This is a genomic window from Pseudomonas sp. O39, from assembly GCF_045447295.1.
Taxonomy (GTDB): domain Bacteria; phylum Pseudomonadota; class Gammaproteobacteria; order Pseudomonadales; family Pseudomonadaceae; genus Aquipseudomonas; species Aquipseudomonas antarctica_A.
The window spans coordinates 134,766-158,125 of sequence record NZ_JBJGXV010000009.1; the positions used below are offsets into that span (position 1 = coordinate 134,766).

The following is a 23,360-nucleotide window of genomic DNA, read 5'->3' on the forward strand; positions in this document are numbered from 1 at the left end:
CTGGGCGCTGTGGCATTGCCGCCATGCGCGCCCGCCCGACACCCGCCTCTGATTCAAGTCGAATACGCCTCGCCGGCATTCATTTATCAGAAGGATCACCCCATGACCGCAGCCATGCACCCCGTCATCGGCGCTGCCCAGCGCAGTGCCTCGTATTACACCGCCAGCCTCAACGACGCCACCCAATACCCGACCTTGCAAGGCCAGGTCAGCGTCGACGTGGTGATTATCGGCGGCGGCTTCACCGGTGTCGCCAGCGCTTTGGAACTCGCCGAACGCGGGCTCAAAGTCGCGATTGTCGAGACTAACCGTATCGGCTGGGGCGCCAGCGGGCGCAATGGCGGGCAAGTCACCGGCAGCCTGTCGGGTGACGAAGCCATGCGCGAACAAATGCGCAAGCGCCTGGGCGATGAGGTCGACGATTTCATCTGGCACCTGCGCTGGCGCGGCCATGAAATCATCGAACAACGGGTCAACAAATACGCGATTGCCTGCGACCTCAAGCACGGCCACCTGCATGCCGCGATGAAACCCGCGCACCTGACCGAACTGCGCGCCTTTCACGATGAAGCACAACGGCGTGGCATGGGCGAGCACGTCAGCCTGCTCGATGAGACTGCGGTGCGACAGCACCTGGACAGCACGCTGTACCTGAGCGCGCTGAAAAACACACGCAACCTGCACCTGCACCCGCTCAATCTGTGCCTGGGCGAAGCGCGTGCAGCGCAGAGCCTCGGCGCGTTGATTTTCGAGAACTCCGAGGTACTGCAAATCGTGCATGGCGACCGACCTGCCGTGATAACGGCGCAAGGCCGGATCGACGCGCGCCAAGTGCTGCTGGCCGGCGATGTGTACCACCAACTCGAACCCAGGCAACTCAAGGGCAAGATATTCCCGGCGATGGGCGGGATTGTCACCACGGCGCCACTGGGCGAACTGACGCGCCAGATCAACCCGCAGGATTTGGCGGTGTACGACTGCCGGTTTGTCCTCGATTACTACCGCCTGACGGGTGATGGGCGATTGTTATTCGGTGGCGGCGCCAATTATTCCGGGCGAGACTCACGCGACATCGCAGCGGAGTTGCGCCCGTGCATCGAGCGCACGTTCCCGGCACTCAAAGGCGTGGACATCGAGTTCCAGTGGAGCTGCGCCATGGGCATTGTGATGAATCGCATCCCGCAGTTGGGCAAACTCTCCGACAGCGTCTGGTACTGCCAGGGCTACTCCGGACATGGCATCGCCACCAGCCACATCATGGGCGAGATCATGGCTGAGGCGCTGACCGGCACGCTGTCAGCGTTCGACACCTTTGCCGGGTGCAAGCACATCAAGGTGCCGCTGGGCGATGTGTTCGGCAACCCGATGCTGGCAGTGGGCATGTGGTACTACCAGATGCTGGAAAAGCTGCGCTGACACACGGCGCATTCCATGGCACCGGCATTCGCTGCTATGTTTCGCTCCTCGCCAGCGAAGGGATGTGCCATGGAACCGCTAGACATAAACGCCGCATTGATCATCATCGACATGCAACAGGGCATGAACGATCCCAAGCTGGGGCGACGCAATAATCCGCAGGCCGAGTTGCAGATTCAGCACTTGCTTCACGCGTGGAGGCAGGCGCAACGCCCCATCGTCCATGTCCGGCATATGTCTCGCACTCCGGGCTCGGTCTTTTGGCCCGGCCAGCCGGGCTGCGAGTTCCAGCCCGCACTGGCGCCGCTCAAGCATGAGCATGTGCTGGAAAAAAACGTTCCGGATGCGTTCACCGCCACAGGCCTGGAGCGCTGGCTGCATGTGCGTTCGATCAAACAATTGGTGGTCGCTGGGGTAATCACCAATAACTCTGTCGAGTCTACGGCACGCTCCGGCGGCAACCTGGGCTTTGAGGTGATAGTCGCGGCAGGTGCCTGCTATACCTTTGATCAAACCGATTTGTCCGGCCGCCTTTGGCCCGCTGAGGACGTGCATGCGCTGTCGCTGAGTAACCTGGCGATGGACTACGCCACGGTTATCGAGACACGCGACCTGTTGGCCCGCTGTCAAGCCGGGAAGGGAGATGAGTAAGTGCGTTGGCAAGCGAAGCGTCGTTTGAGTGCCCAACGCTCAGAACACGCCTGCGTTCACCAGCATGTCGATAAGTGCCTCCGGCCATACCGTATCCGCCGTCGATAGCAACTCGTCAGCGGACCACCAGTGATGATCCGCCATGACCTGGGCTTCCTGCACCGTCCATTCGTCTCGGGATAGGACTTCGTTTTGCGCATGAACAACAAAATACTGCTCAATGGCTAACACGGTTTCGCCACTGGGTAACATCAGCGAAAACCGGCGGTCTGCCACCGGCGCTTGCACACCGCCGACCACAATGCCGGTCTCTTCACGCAACTCGCGGAGTGCAGCCGCCTGGAAGGTCTCTCCCTCTTCAACGCCGCCGCCGGGTGTAGCCCAGTAATTTCTGCCGGCCAGCGCTCCCTCTTTATGCACGAACCTGAAAAGAAGCACCTTTCGCGAAGGGCTGATAATCAGCAGCCGAGCGGCTTTTCGCTCACGCATGGGACGTGATTCCTTCTTCAAAAGCCTTACATACGCGTTCGCCAAGCCGCTCGACCAGTCTCACCAAATAGCCGTCCGGGTCCTGCACCAGAAACTCACGCTGCCCAACCTCGACCTCGCCCGCCCGGTACCACACGTCCTGGCTGGCCTTGAACAAGGGATAGGCAGCCATCTCCAGTCGTTGAATAACCGGGCGTACCGCCGCGACGTCAATCTGCAGATTGATACCGCGTCCAAACGGGCGATCCAACGCAGCGGTCAGCCATTGATTGGCCTGGGGGTCGACTTGCTCAAGCATCACCTGGGCGCCGTCCAGGTCAAGGTAGGCAAAGCCGTCTTCCAGACGTTGGTAGGCAACCTTGAACCCCAGGCACGTCACCCAGAACGCCAGGCTCTTGTTCAGATCGGTCACCATCAACTCCGGGACCAGTTTATTTCTCTTCATCATGGACCTGCTTCCATTGCGGGTTAACTCAGTCGCTGGGCAATCTTCCTGCGCAGCTCACCGTGCTGTTCTTCAGCGTAAGGCGTTGCGGTTTTCCAGTCATAGAACCAGACGGGCATCTTGCGCTTGTCGTCCGGCTCCGAGGCGTATCGAGGGAAAATATGGCTGTGTAACTCCGGCTCGGAATTTCCCAGGATCTCGTAGTTCATGCGCACTGCACCGGTGACGTGCAGTACGGCGTCGCCGATCCGGGCCATGTCGAGCAAGTACGTTGCCCTGGCCTGCTCGTCCAGATCATTCAAACTGGCAACCACAGGATCGGGCAACAGCAGGCAATAACCCGGCAGAAACTGCACATCACCCATCACCGCCCAGCCCGACGCCATGCGGCAGATCACCTTATCGTTGGCACCGTTGCGGGCCAGTTCTACGCGTTGCGAAATCAGCGGCATGCCGTGTCCCCAATAGTGACGTCCATTCAGTCTCTTGCTCCGCAATTCATCCGGCGTTTGCCCGCTGAGCTTACATGACCCAGGTATTGATAACCGGTGTTCCGGGCACACGCTGTTGCGCTCAAGCACGTCAAGACCACGCTGATCGACCGGCCGAATTTACACAACAAAAACAATTTTTGTTGTACACAAAATATCGCTAAAGATTTTCCGAGCACGCGCCGAAACAGCAGTGATAGCAAATCGCCGCTCCTGCCCCATGAGTTGACGGTTTGGCCGCCCTCCCCGCTGATGGTCGTCTCGATGAAAATAAAAAATAAGCTGGTGCTCGCGTTTGTATCCGTCGCTTTTATCCCGGTCAGCGTGGTCGCGGTGATCTCCGTGCTGAACACCCGGACCCAGGCCGTCGAGCAGTTCATTGATGGCAGCACCCGCGAAATTCGCCAGATCGATGGCAACATCCGCCAGTTTTTCGATGGCACGATGCAGAACGTCGATCAAATGTCCGCTGATCCTGTATACACTTCCGCGAACACTCTGAAAAATTACCAACCCGCCGATGCTGCCAGCCAACCGATGCCGGCGCAGGCACAACAGGTGATCGACCAGTTCGCCCGGTTCGGCGCCACGCACCCGTCGGCGGCGATTCTGTCGATTGGCCTGGAAGATGGCACCTACGCCAAATGGCCCGACGACCCGCAGTTGGCCAAGTACGACCCGCGCGCCCGTCCGTGGTACAAGGCCGCGATGGCAACCCCCGGCAAGACCGTGCGCACGCCCGCTTACTATTACGACAAAGACGACGTGGCCCTGGTCGGCACCGCGCGGGCGCTTCTGGACTCTGCCGGCAAAGCCAAAGGCGTGTTCGTGGTCAGCGTATCGTTAAAAAACCTTACCGAATTGCTCAAAAGCATCAAGCTCGGTGAAAGCGGCTATGTGATGTTGATCGAGGACGGCGTGGTGCTGGTCGACCCGCGTAACGCCGCGCACAACTTCAAGCCGCTCAAAGACCTCGGAGCGCCGTATGCACAGTTGGCCAATACGCCCCAGGGCTCGACCGAGGTGGTGATCGATGGCGTGCGCTACATGGCCAACGTGTGGACCTCGCCCGGCCTCGGCTGGCGTTATGTGGGGTTGATCGAATACAGCGAAGTGATGGCTGCAGCCACCCGCATGACCTACCTGACCACGGTAATCGTGGCGGTACTGGTGCTGATTTTCGGGTTGATCGCAGCGGCTTTTTCCAAGGTAATCGTCAAGCCGATCGGCCAGGTCAGTACCGGCTTGCAGTCCATCGCCCAGGGTGAAGGCGACTTGCGCCATGAGCTGCACGTACAAGGCAAGGATGAAACCGCCGAGCTGGCGGGCTGGTTCAACAAGTTTCTCGCCGCGATCCGCCAGTTGATCCAGCACATCGGCGCGGCCTCGACCAACTTGCAGGACGCGTCACGGGTCAACAGCCAGGTGGCGCACAACATGAACGAGGCTGCCGGCCGTCAACGTGAGGCGGTGGAGTTGGTGTCAACCGCCTTCAACGAGATGGTCGCCACCGCCAACGAAGTGGCGCGTTCGTGCAGCGGCGCGGCGGAATCCGCCGAGAACGGCCATCGCCGCGTGGCCGAGGGCAAGCAGCAAATTGAAGTGACCACCGACAACGTCAATCGCCTGGGCCGGCGGTTGACCGAGTCGTCCCAGGCCATGGTCGAACTGGAAGCCGGCAGCCGCAGCATCAACCAGATCCTCGGGACCATTCGCGCCATCGCCGAACAAACCAACCTGCTGGCGCTTAACGCCGCGATCGAAGCTGCCCGGGCCGGCGATCAAGGCCGTGGGTTCGCCGTGGTGGCAGATGAAGTGCGGGCGCTGGCCAAGCGCACGTCCGACTCCACCGGCGAGATCGAGCAACTGCTCGGCACCCTTGGCAGCAAGACCGAGGAAGTCACGCAGAAGATGAGCAGCTGCCTGGACCTGTCGCGCGCCAGCGTATCGTCCATCGAAAGCGCGCGGGACAGTTTTGAGGGCATCCAATTGTCAGTGAATGAAATCCGCGACCAGAACCTGCAGATTTCCGCGCCGCCGAGGAGCAGCACAGCGTGGCCGAAGAAATCAACCGGCATATCCAGCAGATCTATGACGAGGCGCGGCTGGTGGAGAGCCTGGCCAACTCCGCCCAGGACGATTCGGGGCAACTGGCCAAACTGTCGGAAGAGTTGAACGGCTTGGTGGGGCGTTTCAAGTCCTGACGCCGAAATACTCCCGTTGATCAAGGACGATCCATGGGCGTGGCGGTTGTAACCGGACGTTGAACGCCAACCAACCGACCTACGCCTGCTGTGAAACCATCCAGCTCACAAAGGCTTGCAGCCGCGTGTTAAAGGGCTCGCGCTCGGCACTTGGGTTGCGTGCCTCAAACAGAAAGTACGCGATCTGAATGCGCATCGTCGGGTAATGCTGCACGAACAACGCAACATGCTCTTCCAGGGTGTGCGGCCAGCCTAATGCGCCATCGGCGCGCAACGTGTGAGTGGCCCGGATCACCCTGCGGGCCGCTTCTCGCTGCAAGCGAAGACGCTCTGGCTCAGTACCGGCCTGCGTGATGCGTGTGAGATAAGCGCTCAACGCGTGTTCGAAGCCAGCATTCAAGGCCCGGGCGATTTCACGCGAAGGCCTGAATCGTTCGAAGTGCAGAGAGAGGTCATCGCCCCACACACAACGGCAATGATGCTTGAGCCAGAAGCCCCATTTATTGGTGTTTTCAGGCGCGAGCACGTCGGCGCGATAACCCAGGTCAAAGTCGATTTTGCTGACGATCGGATGTCGCTGCTCCAGCGCCTGGCGCAGCGCTTCCAACGACTCAAGTACCTGCGCATCAGGCTGGTCGCGGGTTACCAGTGTGAGGTCAAGGTCCGAATCACCCGGGCGGGCATCGCCCCTGGCCACACTGCCATAGACAAAAATAGCCTCCAGCCCCAACCCGGCCTGCGAAAGGGTCGCACAGACATCCGTCAGCACGGGCTGGAATTCAGGCTGAAGGGCAGCATCGCCAACGGTTTGCACAAAGCCCTGCGCATCAACACCATTCACCATGCTCATGGGCGATGCACCTCAATCACCAGGCCTTCCTCCTCACTCGGAGCACAGAAGTGGCGGGTGATCAGGTCAAACTCGGCATCGGTGGCGGCAAAATCATGCTCGCCCCGAGCATTGCGCGCATGCAGACGAGCGCGGCAGGTGGCGTCATCCAGTTCAAGGTAATGCAGGCGATGGGGCACCTGCGCCGCCTGTGCCAGGCCGAGCAGCCATTCGCGATTGGCCAGTGTATTGGCGGGAAAATCCAGGACCACGCTGACACCAGACTGCAACAGGTTAATCACCAGCGGGCCCAGTACACCGCGAACGCGCTGGGCACGGCTTACGTAATCGGTAATCGAGCGGACCTCACCGGGGTAAAGCTGTGCAAGCCAGTGGTCCTCGCTGAGCACGATGGCCGCGTGCTCGGCGGCGAGGGTTTTAGCCAGTGTGGATTTTCCGGAGGCGATCTTGCCGCAGAGCAGATGCAGGGTGGGCATGGGTCGGTTCCTTATGTCTGGCGCACAAGCATGGCATTTTTTCAGGCCGAACGACGTTGCCAGTGCTTATAAAATGCCAGCGGCGCCAGGTTCTTTTTCTAATGGCGTGGGTGGAATGACAAACGGGTAATGAGCCTGACCCGCGTGTTCATAATATCTCGACACGAAATATGCTGAACTATCTGACGAACCCCAGGCTCCTTTCCTATGCGCTGCCCCAACCCCAGGGGCGTTGTACAACAAGGAGCCGCCATCACCATGACTACCCTTCCCGTCTACCGACACGCCCTCCCGGGCCCGCTGCACGCGACCCTGCTGGCCGGCACCGTGCCGTTGTTTCTAGGCGCCTTGCTCAGCGACATCACCTACACACAGACCTATCAGATTCAATGGGCCAACTTTGCCTCCTGGCTGATCGCCGGTGCGCTGGTGTTCTGTGGGCTCGCACTGTTGTTTGCACTGGTCAATCTGGTGCGTGCCGAGCGCAAGTCGGGTCAACCGGTTGTGTATGCCCTGCTGCTGTTGGCTACATGGGTGCTAGGCCTGGTCAATGCGTTCCAGCATGCCAAGGACGCCTACGCCGCCATGCCCGCCGGCCTGGTGTTGTCGGTGGTCGTTACCGTGCTGACGATTGCCGCGACCTGGACCGGACTGCGCACAGGAGCCACCCAATGAAAACCTCCCACACACTGACCTTACTCAGCGCAGCCCTGTTATTGACCGCCTGTGGCGGCGAAGGCGACAAGTCCCAGGCCCGCGGCCCCGATCCTAAATTGCCGGAACAGCAAAGCAGCCTGTTGCCGAGCATGAAAATCGCCGAGCCCACGCCGTGGGGCACGCAAAAACCCACGGTGCCCGAAGGCTACAGCGTCACCGCCATTGCCACCGACCTGGCCATCCCGCGGCAAACCCTGGTATTGCCCAACGGCGATATTCTGGTGGCCGAAGGCCGTGGCGGCAGCGCGGCCAAGCTCAAGCCCAAGGATGTGATCGCCAGTGTGATCAAGGCCCAGGGCAACACCAAGGTCAAGGGTGGCAACCGCCTGACCCTGCTGCGCGATGCCGATGGTGACGGTACTTATGAACTGAAGACGGTGTTTGCCGACAACCTCAACGCGCCCTACGGCCTGGCCTTCGCCGACGGCAAACTCTACGTGGCCAACCAGGACGCGCTGGTGCGCTTCGACTATGCCGACGGCCAGACCAAGGCGAGTGGCCCACCCACCAAAATCACCGACCTGCCGGCGCAGATCAACCACCACTGGACCAAATCTCTGGCCGTGAGTGCTGACGGGCGCCAGCTCTATGTGGGCATTGGCTCCAACAGCAATATCACCGAGCGCGGCATGGAAGTGGAAATCGACCGGGCGATGGTCTGGCAGATCGACGCCGCGACAGGCGCACACAAGCCCTACGCCACCGGCATCCGCAACCCGACCGCGCTGACCATTCAGCCCGGTTCCGGGCAATTATGGGCGGTGGTCAACGAACGCGATGAACTTGGCCCGGATCTCGTGCCGGACTACCTGACCTCCGTGCGTGAAGGCGCCTTCTACGGCTGGCCCTACAGCTACTGGGGCCAGAATGTCGACCCGCGTGCGCAACCGCAGAACCCGGCGAAAGTCGCCGCTGCGATCAAGCCGGATTACAGCCTGGGTTCCCACGTGGCGGCACTCGGCGTGGATTTCTCCATTGCCGAAATGGGTGAGAAATTCGCCGAGGGTGTATTTGTCGGCGAGCACGGCAGCTGGAACCGCGAGAACCCGGTGGGCTACAAGGTGATTTTCGTGCCGTTCAGCCATGGCAAACCCGCCGGCGAGCCGATTGATTTCGCCACCGGTTTCCGTGGTGATGACGGCAAGACGCGCGGGCGCCCCGTGGGCGTCACGGTAGACCCTAAAGGCGCACTGATCATCGCGGATGACTTGGCCAATACCGTTTGGCGGGTGACGCGGAACCGTTGAACAAAGCGTTTGACTTGGTTGCCTGCGGCAACAATATAATTGCCTCAGGCAACCAACCGAGCATCCTCATGTCCACGCCCCTTGTAGAACGCGCCGCGATCATTCGCGGTTTCAACCGTTTTTACACCCACCAGATCGGCGTGCTGCAGGAACACCTGCTGCAAAGCGACTTCTCGCTCACCGAAATCCGTGTGATGTACGAACTGTCCTCCCGTGGCGACCTGACCAGTGCCGACTTGTGCCAGATGCTTGGCCTGGACGCGGGCTACCTGAGTCGACTGATCAGCGGGTTCGAAAAGAAGGGCCTGATCCAGAAAGTCCGGTCCATCGCTGATGCGCGCGCCGTGCAACTGCACCTCAGCGACCTCGGCCGCGCGGTGCTGGCACCGCTGGAACACAAGACCCAGCAAGAAGTCATCGCCTTGCTCCAAGCGCTGCCCGAACCGCAACAACAGCAACTGACCGGCGCCATGCAGCGGATCCAGACGCTGCTGCAAGGCCGCACGCCGAGCTACCTGCTGCGCGATCCGCAACCGGGCGACATGGGCTTGGTGGTGCAACAGCAATCGGCGCTGTATGCGCGTGAATACAGCTGGAATTGGGAGTTCGAGGCTTTGGTGGCGGAGATCGTCGCCAAATATCTGCGCGAATTTGACCCAACGTGCGAGCGCTGCTGGATCGCGGAAAAGGATGGCGAGGTGGTGGGTTCAGTCTTCGTGGTGCGCCATGACGAAACGACCGCCAAGCTGCGCATGCTCTACGTGGACGCCAGTGCGCGCGGCATGGGCATAGGTCAGCGTTTGGTGGAGGAATGCCTGCGCTTTGCCCGGCATGCCGGTTATAAAAGCATGCTGCTGTGGACGGTGGACGCGCTGACCGATGCACGCAAGCTGTATCAGAAAGCCGGGTTCAGCTTGGTTGAAGAAGAGGCCACGGTCAGTTTTGGCAAGTCGCTGGTGAGTGAAACCTGGGCCCGCGAGCTGTAAGGCAATTGCCATGTGGGAGCGGGCTTGCTCGCGAAAGCGGAGTATCAGTCGACTGATGTGTGACTGATCCACCGCCTTCGCGAGCAAGCCCGCTCCCACAGTTGATCTTCGCTGCTCTGAGAATTGCGTCCGCTTAACTGAGTTACAGATCAGTGATTTCCTTGTGGCGTGGCACCAGCGCTTTCATCACGCTCCACGCCACCAGGTACGCCAGCGCACAGATCGCAAACATGATCATGTAGCCGGTGTGAATGTCGTTGATGGACTTGTAATAGTCGAACACCCAGCCACCGATCTTGGTCATCACCACACCGCCCAAGCCGCCCGCCATGCCGCCGATACCGACCACCGAGGCCACGGTTTTTTGCGGGAACATATCCGACACGGTGGTGAAGATGTTGCATGACCACGCCTGGTGCGCCGAAGCGCCAACGCCGATCAGCAACACCGGTACCCAGAAGCTGAGGTAACCGAACGGTTGCGCCAGCAACACCACCAACGGGAACAACGCAATCACCAGCATGGCTTTCATGCGGCCGTCATACGGTGCATCGCCACGTGCCATAAAGTAGCTGGGAAACCAACCGCCGCCGATACTGCCGACCATGGTCATGCTGTACAGCACGGCGAGCGGCATCACGATATCCGCGCCTTTCATGCCGTATTGCGCCGACAGGTAGGTGGGCAGCCAGAACAGGAAGAACCACCACACGCCATCGGTCATGAACTTGCCGAAGGCGAACGCCCAGGTCTGGCGGTAGGTCAGCAATTTGAACCACGAGACTTTTTTCGCGGTGGCACCCGCAGGCTCCGGGGTGAAAGGCTGCACCGTCTGGTCGCTACGGATATAGGCCAGTTCCGCAGCCGACAAGCGTTTTTGCTGCTCCGGCTTCTGATAAAGCGCCGACCATACGGCCACCCAGACAAACCCCAACATGCCAATCACCATGAACGCGGCTTCCCAGCCCCACAGGCCGGCAATCAACGGCACGCAGATCGGCGCCAGGATCGCACCGACGTTAGCGCCGGAGTTGAAGATGCCGGTGGCCAGGGAGCGTTCTTTCTTGGGGAAGTATTCAGCGGTGGCCTTGATCGCGATGGGAAAATTGCCTGCCTCGCCAATCGCCAATACGGCGCGAGACAGCATGAAGCCGGCAATCGACACCGGAATCACCGCCAGACCGATTGCGCCGCTGAGCGCAGCGATCCCCTCGCCCATCGGCACCGAAAACGCATGCATGATCGCGCCGGTGGACCAAATGGCAATCGCCACCACGTAGGCGGCCTTGGTGCCGATCTTGTCGACAAACCGCCCGGCAAACAGCATGGAAATCGCATAGACAAACTGGAACACCGCCGCAATGTTGGCGTAATCGGTGTTGCTCCAGCCAAATTGTGTCGACAGCTGCGGCGCTAAAAGGCTTAGCACCTGACGGTCGAGGTAGTTGACGGTCGTGGCGAAGAACAACATCGCGCAGATGGTCCAGCGATAGTTGCCGACGGCCGTGCCGACGCGATGGGCGTTGAGGGGCTCATTCAAATTCATGGCATCACTTTTTATTTTTGTTAGATAGGACATACGCAGCGTCATATGTCGTCGTACAACCATAACTTTTATAGCGGGCTCCCTACACGCTGTCAATCTGAAAGATTGCCGTTTATTGAGGTATCAGGCGGATATAGAAATATTCAACCAGGCACAGTTGTAGGATGACAAACACGAAATACCCGGCTCGGCGCTTTGCCCGGCACATCATCGAGCACGCCGAAAGGCTTCAGCCCAAGCTTCTCCAGCACCCGAATCGAGGCCGCGTGATCGGGCCGTACCAGCCCGAATACCTCGGGAAAATTGAGAGTATCGAACGCCAGCTCCAGCGCATCACGGCCCAGTTCGGTGGCGTAGCCCTGCCCCCAGGCCTCGACCGCAAAGCGATAACCCAGGTTGATGCGCCGCTCGGTCAGGTAATTGAGCGGCGCGACACCGCCGAAGCCAATCAGGTGGTGCGGTGCTTCGATGCGCGCAATCGCCCACCAGCCGTAACCCTGAGTGGCCCACTGTTCAAGCCAGCGGTCGAGCAAGCGTTGGGCATCGTCAAGGCTGGTCATGGGACCGGCAGGATTGAACAGGTTCGTCTGTGGATCGCCGAAGATCGCGAATAATCGCTGCACGTCGCTGGGCGATGGTTTGCGGTAGACCAGCCTCGGGGCAGTGTCGGGCATTCTGATAACTCCCTGGTTAAACCGTGAAGTTCAATGCATCTGCAAAAAAACGCAATTAGTGGTGAATTATTTCGTGTCGGCTTGTATCTGAACTGACAGAGCGGTGCCATCGCAACGATGGCACCTCCCCTGTTCAGTTTTAGAGTGGCCCGCATGAAATTACGTAAGAAAAGCGTCAAACCCATTGGATTAAAAGACATCACGATTGTCGACGATGCCAAGGTGCGCAAGGCGATCACCGCCGCCGCACTGGGCAACGCCATGGAGTGGTTCGACTTCGGCGTCTACGGTTTTGTCGCCTATGTGCTCGGCAAGGTGTTCTTCCCGGACGCATCGCCCAGCGTACAAATGATCGCGGCCTTGGGCACCTTCTCCGTGCCCTTCCTGATTCGCCCCTTGGGCGGTCTGTTCTTCGGCGCCCTGGGCGATAAATACGGGCGGCAGAAAGTCCTCGCCGCGACCATCGTGATCATGTCCCTGAGCACCTTCGCCATTGGCCTGATTCCAGGGTACGCGTCGATTGGCATCTGGGCGCCGATCCTGTTGTTGCTGTGCAAAATGGCCCAGGGTTTCTCGGTGGGCGGTGAATACACCGGCGCCTCGATCTTTGTCGCCGAATACGCGCCGGACCGTAAACGCGGGTTCCTCGGCAGCTGGCTGGACTTCGGCTCCATCGCAGGCTTCGTGCTCGGCGCCGGTGTGGTCGTACTGATTTCCACGATATTGGGTGAAGCCGATTTCGAGGCCTGGGGCTGGCGCCTGCCGTTCTTCCTCGCCTTGCCCCTGGGCATGATCGGCCTCTACTTGCGCCATGCGCTGGAAGAAACCCCGGCCTTCCAGCAGCACATGGACAAACTTGAACAAGGCGACCGCGAAGGCCTGACACACGGCCCCAAAGTATCGTTCAAAGAAGTGGCCACCCAGCACTGGCGCAGCCTGCTAACCTGCATCGGTATCGTCGCGGCCACCAACGTGACCTATTACATGCTGCTCACGTATATGCCGAGCTACCTCTCGCATAACCTGCATTACAAAGAAAACAGCGGCGTGCTGATCATCATCGCGATCATGGTCGGCATGCTCTTCGTGCAACCGTTCATTGGTTTTGTCAGCGACAAAATCGGCCGCAAGCCCTTCATCATCGCCGGCAGCATCGGCCTGCTGTTCTTGGCCATCCCGGCGTTCATGCTGATCACCAGCGGCAAGATCGGCCTGATCTTCGCCGGCTTGCTGATCCTGGCCGTGATCCTGAACTTCTACATCGGCGTCATGGCCTCGACCCTGCCCGCGATGTTCCCCACTCACTTGCGCTACAGTGCGTTGGCCAGTGCGTTCAATGTCTCGGTATTGATCGCCGGCCTGACCCCGACGGCGGTGGCCTGGCTGGTGGAAAGCACCAACGACCTGTTCATGCCTGCTTACTACCTGATGGTGTTTGCCGTGGTCGGCCTGATCACCGGCCTGACCATGAAGGAAACCGCCAACAAGCCCCTGCGCGGCGCGGCACCAGCCGCTTCGGACATGGCAGAAGCCAAGGAGATACTGCAAGAGCACCACGACAATATCGAGCAGAAGATCGAAGACATCGACGCCGAAATTGCCGCACTCGAAGCCAAGCGCCAGAACCTGGTGCAGCAGCATCCTCGGATTAACTAACACCTGACCGTGCGTGGTGGTTCGCGCCACCACGCCATTGGAGTGCTCAGCATGATTCCAAGCGTCACCGCAGCACATTCGTTACTCAGCGCCGCTGAACGCGCGGCCATCGCCGAAATAGAAGCGACCACCAGCATTCTGCAGCTGGTCACCCGTCTGACCGGCATGCGCTTCGCCGGTATCGCCAAATTCACCGATCTGGAATGGGTGGTGTGTTCAGCCTATGACCCGCTGCAAATGGGGATTCATGTCGATGACGTACTCGACCTGGAAACCACCCTGTGCAGTGAGTTCTGCATCAACCCGCAAACATTGTTCATCCCGCAAGTCAGCCGGAACGGCCGCTTTGCGGCGCGCCCGGTGGTCAAGCAATACGCCATCGAGAGCTATGCCGGCGCGCCAATCTTCCTGCCCGACGGCCGCCTGTTCGGCGCACTGTGCGCACTGGATTCGCGGGCGATGCTGTTTGACGACCCCAATCTGCCGGAAACCCTCAGCCTGTTTGCGCGGCTGATTGGCTGTATTTTCTTCGCTAACTTGACGGCGGCTGATCAGTGACTTTGCCGCGCAGCGCGGCCATATCGCGCTTGGGCGGCATACCAAACAGTCGGCTGTACTCACGGCTGAACTGTGACGGGCTTTCATAACCGACCTTGAACGCGGCGCTGGAGACATCCTGATGCTCATTCAACATCAAGCGCCGCGCCTCGTTCAGGCGTAACCACTTCTGATACTGCAACGGGCTCATCGCCGTCAGCTGCCGAAAGTGATGGTGAAAGGTGGCGGCGCTCATTTGCACGCGCGCAGCCAATTCATCCACGCGCAACGGCGCGTCGTAATTGAGTTTCAGCCAATCGATCGCCTTGGCAATCCGATAGCCCTGCCCGTCCACGGCGCAGATCTGGCGCAGTCGGCCGGCCTGATCGCTCTTCAACAGCCGATAGTGGATCTCGCGCTGAATCAAGGGGGCGAGCACCGGTATCGCCTCAGGCTCATCCAGCAACGCAACCAGGCGTGCAAACGCCGCCAGCATGCCTTCGGTGACAGTGCCGATGCCGACCCCCTTCATCACCGCCCGTTGCCGGGTCGGCGGCATATCACTCTGGGCGATCAATTCGGCCAGGATGCGCACATCCAGCTTGAAGGTCAGCCCCAGGCAGGGTTTCGCCGGGCTGGCGGCCAGCACCTCTGAGTTGGCCGGAATGTCCAGCGAGGTCAGCAGAAAGCGCGACGTGTCATACGGGTAGCCCTCGCCGCCGACCCAAAGCTGTTTCTCGCCCTGGGCGACCAACACGATGCTGGGTTCGACCATGCATACCACCGGCGTCGCCGGCTGCTCGCGCCGATAAAAGCCCAGGCCGGGAATGGGCATGGGGTAATCGCCAGGTGCTGAAACCCGCGAACCAATGGACTGGATCAGCGCCTCCAGGGGCGATGGATTGATCTTCATAGCGGGCTCTGTCCTCTCTTCAGTGAACTTTACCCCGGTCAGGGTCTGAGCGTCCCCGACATGTGGCAAGACTCAGAGGATCAGGCAAGTAATCCAGTGGAACGCACTACAGAAGCCCCGCCCCCATCGGGAAAATGTGCGCACCAACCTCCTCAAGGATCAACGCATGAAACGCTTCTTGCTCGCCCTGTGTGTGCTGGTCACGTCTTTTTCTTCACTGGGAGCCGATATGTCCAACGGTGCTGACAACTTCTACACAAGCGACAAGGTGACGGTGGAAAAGGTCACCTTCAACAACCAGTACGGCATGCCCGTTGCGGGCAATCTCTTCATCCCCAAGGGCTTTGCCTCGGGCTCAAAGAACGCCGCAATCATAGTCGGCCACCCGATGGGCGCCGTCAAAGAACAGAGCGCAAACCTTTACGCGACCAAAATGGCAGAACAAGGCTTCGTCACCCTTTCACTGGACCTGTCGTTCTGGGGTGAAAGCGCAGGCGTGCCGCGCAACGCGGTGTTGCCCGATCTCTACACCGAAGCCTTCAGCGCCGCCGTGGATTACCTCGGCACCCGCCCACTGGTTGATCGAGAACGCATCGGCATTATCGGTATCTGTGGCAGTGGCAGCTTCGCCATCGCTGCCGCCAAGATCGACCCACGGCTCAAGGCCATCGCCACGGTCAGCATGTACGACATGGGGGCGGCCAATCGCAACGGCCTCAAGCATGGGGTGACACTGGAGCAGCGCCAACAGCTGCTTCGCCAGGCCGCCAACCAGCGCTATGTGGAATTCCAGGGTGGCAACACCGCCTATACCGGCGGAACCCCGCTGACCCTCACCGGCGATGCGGTGGGCGATGAGTTCTACGACTTCTACCGGACCCCGCGCGGCGAATTTACCCCGACCGGTGCGTCGCCCCAAACGACCACGCGGCCGACGCTGACCAGCAACGTGAAGTTCATGAATTTCTACCCGTTCAACGACATCGAGACCATCTCCCCGCGCCCGCTGTTGTTGATTACCGGCGCTGACGCCCACTCCCGCGAGTTCAGTGAAGACGCCTATCGGCGTGCTGCCGAGCCCAAGGAATTGGTGATTATCCCGGGTGCCGGCCATGTGGACCTGTACGACCGGGTCGACCTCATCCCGTTTGCCAAGCTCAGCACCTTTTTCAAAGGCCACTTGAAGTAATGTCCGATAACACTCATACGCACAGCTGGGGTGCCGTGTTCGCGATGTCATTGGCGGCATTCGCCCTGGTGGCCTCCGAATTCATGCCCGTAAGCCTGCTCACGCCCCTGGCGAGCGACTTGCACATCTCTGAAGGCCAGGCTGGCCAGGGCATTTCGGTATCCGGGTTGTTTGCCTTGCTCACCAGTCTGATCATCGCTGCTGTCGCAGCGCGGGTTGAACGCAAACGCCTGCTGCTGGCATTGACCTCGCTGATGATTCTGTCCGGCACCGTGGTGGCGTTAGCGCCGAACTATCTGACATTCATGCTCGGTCGCGCGCTGATCGGCGTGGCCATTGGTGGTTTCTGGTCACTGTCAGCCGCTACCGCGATGCGCCTGGTGCCTTTGGCGCAGGTGCCGCGCGCCTTGGCGATCGTCAACGGCGGCAACGCGCTGGCGACCGTGATTGCGGCACCGTTGGGCAGCTTTCTCGGCGGGCTGATCGGTTGGCGTGGCGCGTTCTTTTGCGTCATCCCGGTCGCCGTTGTGGCCGGCGCCTGGCTGCTGGTGAGCCTGCCTTCGCTCAAGCACGACGACAGGGTCAAGACGCGCAATGTGTTTCGCCTGATGAAGGATGCCCGCGTAGCCCTGGGCATGCTGGCCGCCAGTGGGTTTTTTATGGGTCAGTTCATGCTGTTCACTTACCTGCGCCCGTTCCTGGAAACGGTAACCCAGGTCAGTCTTTCCATGCTGTCACTGATGTTACTGGTGCTCGGCCTGGCCGGGCTTGCCGGGACGTTCCTGATTGAGCGTTTTCTGAAAAACCACCTGTACCACGCGCTGACGGCCATCCCGTTATTGATGGCAACAATTGCCCTGGCGCTGGTTGCATGGGGCAGTTCGCCGGTGGCGACCACTGTTTTGCTGGGCCTGTGGGGCCTGGTTGCCACCGCCGCGCCGGTGGGCTGGTGGACCTGGCTGTCGCGGGTCCTGCCTGACGATGCCGAGGCGGGAGGCGGACTGATGGTGGCGATTATCCAGTTGGCGATTGCCTGCGGCGCCACGCTTGGGGGTGTGGTGTTCGACCTGAGTGGCTACCGGGCGACCTTTGAACTGAGCGCGGGTTTGCTGGGTGTCGCTGGCCTGCTGGCTTACCTGACCTCACGGCGTGTTTCGGTGACACGTGTGGCAACGCGCACTACCTGAAAAACTGACTCGGTGTCTTGCCAAACTGTTTCTTGAACATGCTGGTAAAGGCACTCGGGCTTTCGTAGCCCAGCTCGATGGCGACATCAATAATCTTCTCCCCCACCGCAATGCGCTCCAGCGCCAGCAGCAACCTTGCCTGTTGGCGCCATTGGCCAAACGTCAGGCCGGTTTCCTTGCGGAACAGGCGCTGGATGGTCTTCTGGTCCAGGTCCAGTCGATCACTCCAATCAGCGACCGTCGACGCATCGCCAGGGTCGTGTTGCAGCGCCTGGCAAACCCGGTTGATCCGTGGGTCGACGGGCTGTGGCAGCGACAAGGGCAACGCCGGAAGAATCGCAAGTTCGTCGAGGATCAGGTGCATGATCCTGGCGTCGCGCGAATCTTCGGCATACGGCGGCTTCAAACTCACCGACGCCTTGATCAGCTCGCTCAGCAACGGCGAGATACTCACCGCCTTGGTCTCGGTCGGCAGGTTCGGGAAGGCATCGGGCCGCACAAACACACTGCGCATCTTCAGTGTGCCCACGCAGCGCAAAGAGTGGACTTGCCCGCTGGGCATCCAGAAGCCGCGACTGGACGGCACTGTCCACTGGTTCTGCGCCGAGTGCACCACCATCACGCCTTCGATGGCGTACAGCAGTTGATGCTTCTCGTGGCGATGTTCGGGTATCACCCAATTCTCGGGATAATCGGTGGCGGAACTGATGACCGCCCAATCGCCCGCGTCGATCTCCTGCAGAAATAAATCCAGTGGTTTTATCATTTCGCCCTTTTTGCGACAGTTGCCTCCCGAATTTCGTGAGACAGGCATTTTTGTCGAATCTAGCATGAACGCCGAAACAATTAGAAATGGGCAGCCGGCATCGTACTGGCTGCCCCTGTTCGCTGCCTTGTATGGAATGCCTGCATGTCGACCCTGACCGCGTCACCCGCCGCTGCAACCACTGCGCCCCAAATAAGCCCGCTGGTCATGCGCGTTCTCGGCGCCTGCGCCCTGGCGCACATGATCAATGACCTGATCCAGGCCGTGCTGCCGTCGATTTACCCGATGCTCAAGGCCAATTACGGGCTGAGCTTCACCCAGGTGGGCCTGATCACCCTCACCTTCCAGCTGACCGCCTCCCTGCTGCAACCCTGGATCGGCTACCACACCGACCGCCATCCCAAACCCTGGCTGCTGCCGGCGGGCATGGTGTGCACCTTGATCGGCATTCTGATGCTGGCGTTTGTCGGCACGTTCCCGGCGATACTGCTGGCGGCGGCGCTGGTCGGCGTCGGCTCGTCGACCTTCCACCCGGAAACATCCCGCGTGGCCCGCCTGGCCTCCGGCGGCCGCTATGGCCTGGCGCAATCGACCTTCCAGGTCGGCGGCAACACCGGCAGCGCTTTCGGCCCGTTGCTCGCGGCGGCGATCATCATTCCCTACGGCCAAACCCACATTGCCTGGTTCGGGCTGTTCGCGGTTTTTGCGATTCTGGTGCTGTATGGCTTGAGCCGCTGGTACCGTCACCACCTCAACCTGTTCAAGCTCAAGCAAGGCGGTAAAGCCACCCATGGTTTGTCCAAAGGACGCGTGACGTTTGCCCTGGTGGTACTGGCGCTGCTGGTGTTTTCCAAATACTTCTACATGACCAGCCTGACCAGCTACTTCACCTTCTACCTGATCGAAAAGTTCCAGCTGTCGGTGGCCAGTTCGCAGATGTACCTGTTCCTGTTCCTTGGCGCGGTAGCGGTCGGCACCTTTGCCGGCGGCCCTATCGGCGACAAGATCGGCCGCAAGAAAGTCATCTGGTTCTCGATCCTCGGCGCCGCGCCCTTCACCCTGGCGCTACCCTATGTCGACCTGTTCTGGACCGCGGTGCTCAGCGTGGTGATCGGCTTTATCATCGCCTCGGCCTTCTCCGCTATCGTGGTCTTCGCCCAGGAACTGGTGCCGGGCAATGTGGGGATGATTGCCGGTATTTTCTTCGGCCTGATGTTCGGCTTCAGCGGGATCGGCGCCGCGCTGTTGGGCTTGCTCGCCGATAACCATGGCATCGAGTACGTCTACAAGATCTGCTCGTTTCTGCCGCTGGCGGGCATCCTCACGGTATTGCTGCCCTCGACCAAAGGCGTCTGACCGGTCAATCATGCCTGGCGCTTGGCGCACATGCGCCCCAGCGCCAGGCATGAGGATGCTGAAGGGGGTTCCTTGACAAGGCGGCCATGCCGCCATCTCAAGCACGCTCTCTTGCCACGAAAACCGTGGTTCATATCAGCCTGGCAACCACCTGGCTGCCCAGCCCGAACAGACAAACCACGCCCACTGCGTACGTCAGCGTGCGCCAGGGCTGAAGCCCCGTCAGATAGGTTACCGTGTGCGCCACCCGGGCCAGGGTAAAACACCCAAATAGCCAGCCAGTGACAACCTCGGCACTGCCCAGCGCCACGCATAACCCACCCACTGCAAAAAACAGCGGAATGTTCTCCAAGTCATTGGCCCAGGCCTGTTTCGCTCGACTGACGGGCGCCAGCTCCTCTGATCGCGCGGCGCGGTTGAAGAGCGCTGCATCTTCAACATTGGTGAACGCCAGCCCACGAATTCGGAAGAAACCCTGATAGCAGGAAATCGCAAACATCTTCAGGCACAGCACCAGCACGCAGATTGCGTAGACACTCAACAGGTCATTCATTTCGGTCCCCATTCACCACGATATAGAGCAACGGCCCCACCGAAACGAACACCGCCGTCAGTAAGAAATAGGGCCACAGTGACACCGCCTCGCGCCCTCGCTTGCGCGCATCCCGGTACATCCACACACACGCCAGCACTGCCATCAGGTACAGGTCGATCACCACCTGCGCGGTGTCCGGCCGGGACATCAATTCCCAACCGAAGGCCAGCAGCGATTGTTCAGCAGTGAGCAGTGTGGCCAGGGTGTACAGCGAAAATCCGAGCAAGCCGGCCCAGGCGATATAGGGTGTTTGCATGGTCTGTTCCTTGACGTGATCGAGGCTCACGATAGTGATATGGTCGTGCCTCTCGCAATGACCTCGGAGGTCATCATTACGCCATGGACGCCCCCTCTACCGCCGGCGAACACCTGCGCCAATTGCGTCGCCACGCCAGGCTGAGCCAGCTGGACCTGGCGCTGATCACCGGCGTTTCGCAACGCCACCTCAGTTGCCTCGAAACCGGCCGCGCCAAGCCGAGCCCAGGCACGCTGCACATGTTACTCACGGCGCTGGACGCACCGCTTGAGCAGTGCAACCGCGTGTTCCTCGCCGCCGGCTACGCCCCACGCTACACCGCCACCCCACTCGCCTCGCCAGCCATGGCCGCCATTCGCGAAGCGGTCAGCCATGTGCTGCACGCCAACAACCCCGCCCCGGCGATTCTGCTGGGCAGCGAGTGGCAAGTGCTGGCGGCGAATGCCAGCGCCGGGCTGTTGTTTGAACAGGTGGGGCTCAAGCAAGATGCCGCTGACGGGCTGAACCTGCTGACAACTTTGCTGCAACCCGGCGGGCTGGGTGACCACCTGCTCAATGCCGATGAGATCCGCACCCTGGCCTGGCAACGCGCAAGCCGTGAGGCACTGAGCAACCCGGCCCTGGCGACGTTGCTGGCGAGTTTGCCGACACCCGCCAGCACCGAACTGCCCAGGGAAATACCGCCGCTGGTGCTGACGCGTATCCGTTCGCCCCACGGCGAGCTGAACTTCCTGTCGACCTTCACCACCTTCGGCATGCCCCAGGACATCACCCTGACCTCGCTGCGTATCGAACATCTGATTCCCGCCGATGAGCCCACGTGGCAAGTCATGCGCGCTGCCTACGCGGATTATGCGGCGCTGGTTTTGTGAAATATCTGTCCGTAGACTGCCGCCATACCTCCCACTTGAAGGCGGCGAAAAAAACGTGATGCAAGTTACCGAAGTTTCCATTGCCCAATTGCGCGCGGCGCTTGAAGCCGGCCAGACCACTGCCGTTGAACTGGTCAAGGCGTACCTGGCGCGGATCGATGCCTATGACGGCCCACAGACCGTAACCGCGTTGAACGCCGTCGTCGTGCGCAACCCCGAGGCCCTCAAAGAAGCCGAGGCGTCCGATGCGCGCCGGGCACAGGGCAAAACCCTGGGGCCATTGGACGGCATTCCCTATACCGCCAAGGATAGCTACCTGGTCAAGGGCCTGACGGCAGCTTCGGGCAGCCCGGCCTTCGCCAAGCTGGTCGCGCAGCGCGATGCGTTCACGATCGAACGCCTGCGGGCCGGCGGCGCCATCTGCCTGGGCAAGACCAACATGCCGCCGATGGCCAATGGCGGGATGCAACGCGGGGTTTATGGCCGTGCCGAAAGCCCGTATAACGCCGACTACCTCACCGCACCATTCGCTTCCGGCTCGTCCAACGGCGCCGGCACCGCCACGGCGGCCAGCTTCGCGGCATTCGGCGTGGCGGAAGAAACCTGGTCAAGCGGGCGTGGCCCGGCCTCCAACAACGGCCTGTGCGCCTACACCCCTTCCCGTGGGGTGATTTCGGTGCGCGGCAACTGGCCGCTGACGCCAACCATGGACGTCGTGGTGCCGTATGCACGCACCATGGCTGACCTGCTGGAAGTGCTCGACGTGGTCGTCGCCGAAGACCCCGACACCCGTGGCGACCTGTGGCGCCTGCAACCCTGGGTGCCGATCCCGAGCGTGGCCTCGGTGCGCCCGGCGTCGTACGCCGAGCTGGCCGTCAATAGCCAAGCCCTCGCCGGTAAACGTTTGGGCGTGCCGCGCATGTACATCAACGCTGACCCCGAGGCCGGCACCAGCGAAAAGCCCGGTATCGGCGGGCCGACCGGGCAAAAGATCAACACCCGGGCCAGCGTCATCGACCTGTGGCACGCCGCACGCCAGGCACTCGAAGCCGCCGGTGCCGAAGTCATCGAGGTGGACTTCCCGCTGGTGTCCAATTGCGAAGGCGACCGCCCCGGCGCGCCGACGGTGTTTACTCGCGGCCTGGTATCCAAGGAGTTCCTGCACGATGAATTGTGGGAACTGTCGGCCTGGGCCTTCGATGACTTCCTGCGCGCCAACGGCGACCCAGCGCTGAACCGCCTGGCGGACGTCGATGGGCCGAAGATCTTCCCCCACGACCCTGGCACCCTGCCCAACCGTGAAGATGACCTGGCCGCCGGCATGGATGAATACGTGCGCATGGCCGAACGCGGCATTACGCCGTGGAACGAGATCAGCACTGTACCGGATGGCCTGCGTGGCCTGGAGCAGACCCGGCGCCTGGACCTGGAAGACTGGATGGACAACCTGGGGCTCGACGCCGTGCTGTTCCCGACCGTGGCCGATGTCGGCCCGGCGGATGCCGATGTCAACGAAGCCTCTGCCGATATTGCCTGGAGCAACGGTGTCTGGGTCGCTAACGGCAACCTCGCGATCCGTCACCTGGGTGTGCCCACCGTGACCGTGCCGATGGGCGTGATGGCGGACATCGGCATGCCGGTCGGGCTGACCTTTGCCGGCAGGGCATACGATGACTCGGCGCTGCTGAGCTTGGCCAGCGCGTATGAAGCCACCGGCAGCAAACGCCTGATTCCGCCGCGCACACCGCCGCTGTAGAAGTTGTGGGAGCTGGCTGTATTTCACATCAAGCCATGTAGAGCCACAACGGCCTGAACGCGATCAACCTGGGGGAGCGGGCTTG

The 23,360-nt window shown here is 60.8% G+C and carries 24 protein-coding genes and 1 pseudogene; 14 read left to right on the top strand and 11 right to left on the bottom strand.

Annotation, left to right across the window (positions count from 1 at the left end; genetic code table 11):
- The first annotated feature begins 102 nt into the window (after positions 1-102).
- Entirely contained in the window at positions 103-1,416 is a 1,314-nt protein-coding gene (locus tag ACI77D_RS14845) for an NAD(P)/FAD-dependent oxidoreductase (RefSeq protein ID WP_407016885.1), read from the top strand.
- Positions 1,417-1,485: 69 nt separating this feature from the next.
- Complete coding sequence (locus ACI77D_RS14850) at positions 1,486-2,067, top strand: cysteine hydrolase family protein (protein ID WP_407016886.1); 582 nt, start codon at positions 1,486-1,488, stop codon at positions 2,065-2,067.
- A 39-nt stretch (positions 2,068-2,106) separates the two neighbouring features.
- On the opposite strand, the gene ACI77D_RS14855 is transcribed toward ACI77D_RS14850, so the two are convergent.
- From ACI77D_RS14855 to ACI77D_RS14865, 3 genes are read right to left on the bottom strand one after another with little or no spacing between them, the layout of a single operon-like run.
- Positions 2,107-2,556 (bottom strand): NUDIX hydrolase, encoded by a 450-nt coding sequence (locus ACI77D_RS14855; RefSeq protein ID WP_407016887.1) that lies wholly within the window; start codon positions 2,554-2,556, stop codon positions 2,107-2,109.
- Complete coding sequence (locus tag ACI77D_RS14860) at positions 2,549-3,004, bottom strand: bleomycin resistance protein (RefSeq protein ID WP_407016888.1); 456 nt, start codon at positions 3,002-3,004, stop codon at positions 2,549-2,551. Before ACI77D_RS14860 ends, ACI77D_RS14855 begins: the two co-directional genes overlap by 8 nt.
- Before the next feature lie 20 nt (positions 3,005-3,024).
- Positions 3,025-3,453, bottom strand: a complete 429-nt coding sequence (locus ACI77D_RS14865; RefSeq protein WP_262664880.1) for an HIT family protein — start codon at positions 3,451-3,453, stop codon at positions 3,025-3,027.
- A gap of 483 nt (positions 3,454-3,936) precedes the next feature.
- Here ACI77D_RS14865 and ACI77D_RS14870 point away from each other — a divergent pair.
- Together ACI77D_RS14870 and ACI77D_RS14875 are read left to right on the top strand one after the other, a co-directional pair.
- A pseudogene (locus tag ACI77D_RS14870) lies at positions 3,937-4,794 on the top strand (cache domain-containing protein); the annotation flags it as partial.
- Between the two features lie 135 nt (positions 4,795-4,929).
- On the top strand, positions 4,930-5,667 hold the full coding sequence (locus tag ACI77D_RS14875) for a methyl-accepting chemotaxis protein (protein ID WP_407016918.1): 738 nt from the start codon (positions 4,930-4,932) through the stop codon (positions 5,665-5,667).
- A gap of 108 nt (positions 5,668-5,775) precedes the next feature.
- Here ACI77D_RS14875 and ACI77D_RS14880 read toward each other — a convergent pair whose 3' ends face one another.
- Positions 5,776-6,546, bottom strand: coding sequence for a nucleotidyltransferase domain-containing protein (locus tag ACI77D_RS14880; RefSeq protein WP_407016889.1), 771 nt, complete (start codon positions 6,544-6,546; stop codon positions 5,776-5,778).
- Positions 6,543-7,022 (bottom strand): ATP-binding protein, encoded by a 480-nt coding sequence (locus tag ACI77D_RS14885; protein ID WP_064452633.1) that lies wholly within the window; start codon positions 7,020-7,022, stop codon positions 6,543-6,545. Before ACI77D_RS14885 ends, ACI77D_RS14880 begins: the two co-directional genes overlap by 4 nt.
- Before the next feature lie 252 nt (positions 7,023-7,274).
- Between ACI77D_RS14885 and ACI77D_RS14890 the strand changes: the two genes are divergently transcribed.
- From ACI77D_RS14890 to ACI77D_RS14900, 3 genes are all read left to right on the top strand, one after another.
- Positions 7,275-7,697, top strand: a complete 423-nt coding sequence (locus tag ACI77D_RS14890) for a DUF2231 domain-containing protein (RefSeq protein ID WP_407016919.1) — start codon at positions 7,275-7,277, stop codon at positions 7,695-7,697.
- Positions 7,694-8,986 (top strand): sorbosone dehydrogenase family protein, encoded by a 1,293-nt coding sequence (locus ACI77D_RS14895; RefSeq protein ID WP_064452635.1) that lies wholly within the window; start codon positions 7,694-7,696, stop codon positions 8,984-8,986. Before ACI77D_RS14890 ends, ACI77D_RS14895 begins: the two co-directional genes overlap by 4 nt.
- A gap of 68 nt (positions 8,987-9,054) precedes the next feature.
- Positions 9,055-9,972 carry a GNAT family N-acetyltransferase gene (locus tag ACI77D_RS14900; RefSeq protein WP_407016890.1) on the top strand — a complete coding sequence of 306 codons (918 nt, stop codon included), beginning with the start codon at positions 9,055-9,057 and terminating at the stop codon, positions 9,970-9,972.
- 142 nt (positions 9,973-10,114) lie between these two features.
- Here ACI77D_RS14900 and ACI77D_RS14905 read toward each other — a convergent pair whose 3' ends face one another.
- Positions 10,115-11,518, bottom strand: coding sequence for an MFS transporter (locus tag ACI77D_RS14905; protein ID WP_221294901.1), 1,404 nt, complete (start codon positions 11,516-11,518; stop codon positions 10,115-10,117).
- Between the two features lie 143 nt (positions 11,519-11,661).
- On the bottom strand, positions 11,662-12,192 hold the full coding sequence (locus ACI77D_RS14910; RefSeq protein ID WP_407016891.1) for a GNAT family N-acetyltransferase: 531 nt from the start codon (positions 12,190-12,192) through the stop codon (positions 11,662-11,664).
- A 153-nt stretch (positions 12,193-12,345) separates the two neighbouring features.
- On the opposite strand from ACI77D_RS14910, the gene proP reads away from it, so the two are divergent.
- Together proP and ACI77D_RS14920 are read left to right on the top strand one after the other, a co-directional pair.
- Positions 12,346-13,848 (top strand): glycine betaine/L-proline transporter ProP, encoded by a 1,503-nt coding sequence (proP, locus tag ACI77D_RS14915; protein ID WP_064452639.1) that lies wholly within the window; start codon positions 12,346-12,348, stop codon positions 13,846-13,848.
- Positions 13,849-13,899: 51 nt separating this feature from the next.
- Positions 13,900-14,406: a GAF domain-containing protein gene (locus ACI77D_RS14920; RefSeq protein WP_064452640.1), complete on the top strand. Its 507-nt coding sequence runs from the start codon at positions 13,900-13,902 to the stop codon at positions 14,404-14,406.
- Here the strand turns inward: ACI77D_RS14920 and ACI77D_RS14925 are convergent.
- Positions 14,381-15,298 carry an AraC family transcriptional regulator N-terminal domain-containing protein gene (locus tag ACI77D_RS14925; RefSeq protein WP_407016893.1) on the bottom strand — a complete coding sequence of 306 codons (918 nt, stop codon included), beginning with the start codon at positions 15,296-15,298 and terminating at the stop codon, positions 14,381-14,383. The genes ACI77D_RS14920 and ACI77D_RS14925 overlap by 26 nt on opposite strands.
- A gap of 166 nt (positions 15,299-15,464) precedes the next feature.
- Between ACI77D_RS14925 and ACI77D_RS14930 the strand changes: the two genes are divergently transcribed.
- A complete protein-coding gene (locus ACI77D_RS14930; protein ID WP_221294904.1) occupies positions 15,465-16,487 on the top strand; it encodes an alpha/beta hydrolase in 1,023 nt (340 codons plus the stop codon).
- Positions 16,487-17,674 (top strand): MFS transporter, encoded by a 1,188-nt coding sequence (locus ACI77D_RS14935; RefSeq protein WP_407016894.1) that lies wholly within the window; start codon positions 16,487-16,489, stop codon positions 17,672-17,674. The genes ACI77D_RS14930 and ACI77D_RS14935 overlap by 1 nt, the downstream gene beginning before the upstream one ends.
- Here the strand turns inward: ACI77D_RS14935 and ACI77D_RS14940 are convergent.
- Positions 17,667-18,488 carry a helix-turn-helix domain-containing protein gene (locus ACI77D_RS14940; protein ID WP_064452644.1) on the bottom strand — a complete coding sequence of 274 codons (822 nt, stop codon included), beginning with the start codon at positions 18,486-18,488 and terminating at the stop codon, positions 17,667-17,669. The two genes, ACI77D_RS14935 and ACI77D_RS14940, sit on opposite strands and share 8 nt — an antisense overlap.
- Before the next feature lie 96 nt (positions 18,489-18,584).
- Between ACI77D_RS14940 and ACI77D_RS14945 the strand changes: the two genes are divergently transcribed.
- Positions 18,585-19,796, top strand: a complete 1,212-nt coding sequence (locus ACI77D_RS14945; protein ID WP_262664895.1) for an MFS transporter — start codon at positions 18,585-18,587, stop codon at positions 19,794-19,796.
- A 130-nt stretch (positions 19,797-19,926) separates the two neighbouring features.
- Here ACI77D_RS14945 and ACI77D_RS14950 read toward each other — a convergent pair whose 3' ends face one another.
- Together ACI77D_RS14950 and ACI77D_RS14955 are read right to left on the bottom strand one after the other, a co-directional pair.
- A complete protein-coding gene (locus ACI77D_RS14950; RefSeq protein ID WP_407016895.1) occupies positions 19,927-20,349 on the bottom strand; it encodes an MAPEG family protein in 423 nt (140 codons plus the stop codon).
- Complete coding sequence (locus ACI77D_RS14955) at positions 20,342-20,647, bottom strand: DUF2834 domain-containing protein (protein WP_064452647.1); 306 nt, start codon at positions 20,645-20,647, stop codon at positions 20,342-20,344. Before ACI77D_RS14955 ends, ACI77D_RS14950 begins: the two co-directional genes overlap by 8 nt.
- An 83-nt stretch (positions 20,648-20,730) precedes the next feature.
- Here ACI77D_RS14955 and ACI77D_RS14960 point away from each other — a divergent pair, with 83 nt between their 5' ends.
- Positions 20,731-21,519, top strand: a complete 789-nt coding sequence (locus ACI77D_RS14960) for a helix-turn-helix domain-containing protein (RefSeq protein WP_407016896.1) — start codon at positions 20,731-20,733, stop codon at positions 21,517-21,519.
- Between the two features lie 55 nt (positions 21,520-21,574).
- Positions 21,575-23,275 (top strand): amidase, encoded by a 1,701-nt coding sequence (locus tag ACI77D_RS14965; RefSeq protein WP_407016897.1) that lies wholly within the window; start codon positions 21,575-21,577, stop codon positions 23,273-23,275.
- The last annotated feature ends 85 nt before the right edge of the window (positions 23,276-23,360 follow it).

What these genes read in the sequence shown, in the direction of transcription:
- ACI77D_RS14845 (WP_407016885.1), top strand. Translation starts at nt 103, where the DNA reads ATGACCGCAGCCATGCACCCCGTCATCGGCGCTGCCCAGCGCAGTGCC.
- ACI77D_RS14850 (WP_407016886.1), top strand. Translation starts at nt 1,486, where the DNA reads ATGGAACCGCTAGACATAAACGCCGCATTGATCATCATCGACATGCAA.
- ACI77D_RS14855 (WP_407016887.1), bottom strand. Translation starts at nt 2,556, where the DNA reads ATGCGTGAGCGAAAAGCCGCTCGGCTGCTGATTATCAGCCCTTCGCGA.
- ACI77D_RS14860 (WP_407016888.1), bottom strand. Translation starts at nt 3,004, where the DNA reads ATGATGAAGAGAAATAAACTGGTCCCGGAGTTGATGGTGACCGATCTG.
- ACI77D_RS14865 (WP_262664880.1), bottom strand. Translation starts at nt 3,453, where the DNA reads ATGCCGCTGATTTCGCAACGCGTAGAACTGGCCCGCAACGGTGCCAAC.
- ACI77D_RS14875 (WP_407016918.1), top strand. Translation starts at nt 4,930, where the DNA reads ATGAACGAGGCTGCCGGCCGTCAACGTGAGGCGGTGGAGTTGGTGTCA.
- ACI77D_RS14880 (WP_407016889.1), bottom strand. Translation starts at nt 6,546, where the DNA reads ATGAGCATGGTGAATGGTGTTGATGCGCAGGGCTTTGTGCAAACCGTT.
- ACI77D_RS14885 (WP_064452633.1), bottom strand. Translation starts at nt 7,022, where the DNA reads ATGCCCACCCTGCATCTGCTCTGCGGCAAGATCGCCTCCGGAAAATCC.
- ACI77D_RS14895 (WP_064452635.1), top strand. Translation starts at nt 7,694, where the DNA reads ATGAAAACCTCCCACACACTGACCTTACTCAGCGCAGCCCTGTTATTG.
- ACI77D_RS14900 (WP_407016890.1), top strand. Translation starts at nt 9,055, where the DNA reads ATGTCCACGCCCCTTGTAGAACGCGCCGCGATCATTCGCGGTTTCAAC.
- ACI77D_RS14905 (WP_221294901.1), bottom strand. Translation starts at nt 11,518, where the DNA reads ATGAATTTGAATGAGCCCCTCAACGCCCATCGCGTCGGCACGGCCGTC.
- ACI77D_RS14910 (WP_407016891.1), bottom strand. Translation starts at nt 12,192, where the DNA reads ATGCCCGACACTGCCCCGAGGCTGGTCTACCGCAAACCATCGCCCAGC.
- proP (WP_064452639.1), top strand. Translation starts at nt 12,346, where the DNA reads ATGAAATTACGTAAGAAAAGCGTCAAACCCATTGGATTAAAAGACATC.
- ACI77D_RS14920 (WP_064452640.1), top strand. Translation starts at nt 13,900, where the DNA reads ATGATTCCAAGCGTCACCGCAGCACATTCGTTACTCAGCGCCGCTGAA.
- ACI77D_RS14925 (WP_407016893.1), bottom strand. Translation starts at nt 15,298, where the DNA reads ATGAAGATCAATCCATCGCCCCTGGAGGCGCTGATCCAGTCCATTGGT.
- ACI77D_RS14930 (WP_221294904.1), top strand. Translation starts at nt 15,465, where the DNA reads ATGAAACGCTTCTTGCTCGCCCTGTGTGTGCTGGTCACGTCTTTTTCT.
- ACI77D_RS14935 (WP_407016894.1), top strand. Translation starts at nt 16,487, where the DNA reads ATGTCCGATAACACTCATACGCACAGCTGGGGTGCCGTGTTCGCGATG.
- ACI77D_RS14940 (WP_064452644.1), bottom strand. Translation starts at nt 18,488, where the DNA reads ATGCCTGTCTCACGAAATTCGGGAGGCAACTGTCGCAAAAAGGGCGAA.
- ACI77D_RS14945 (WP_262664895.1), top strand. Translation starts at nt 18,585, where the DNA reads ATGTCGACCCTGACCGCGTCACCCGCCGCTGCAACCACTGCGCCCCAA.
- ACI77D_RS14950 (WP_407016895.1), bottom strand. Translation starts at nt 20,349, where the DNA reads ATGAATGACCTGTTGAGTGTCTACGCAATCTGCGTGCTGGTGCTGTGC.
- ACI77D_RS14955 (WP_064452647.1), bottom strand. Translation starts at nt 20,647, where the DNA reads ATGCAAACACCCTATATCGCCTGGGCCGGCTTGCTCGGATTTTCGCTG.
- ACI77D_RS14960 (WP_407016896.1), top strand. Translation starts at nt 20,731, where the DNA reads ATGGACGCCCCCTCTACCGCCGGCGAACACCTGCGCCAATTGCGTCGC.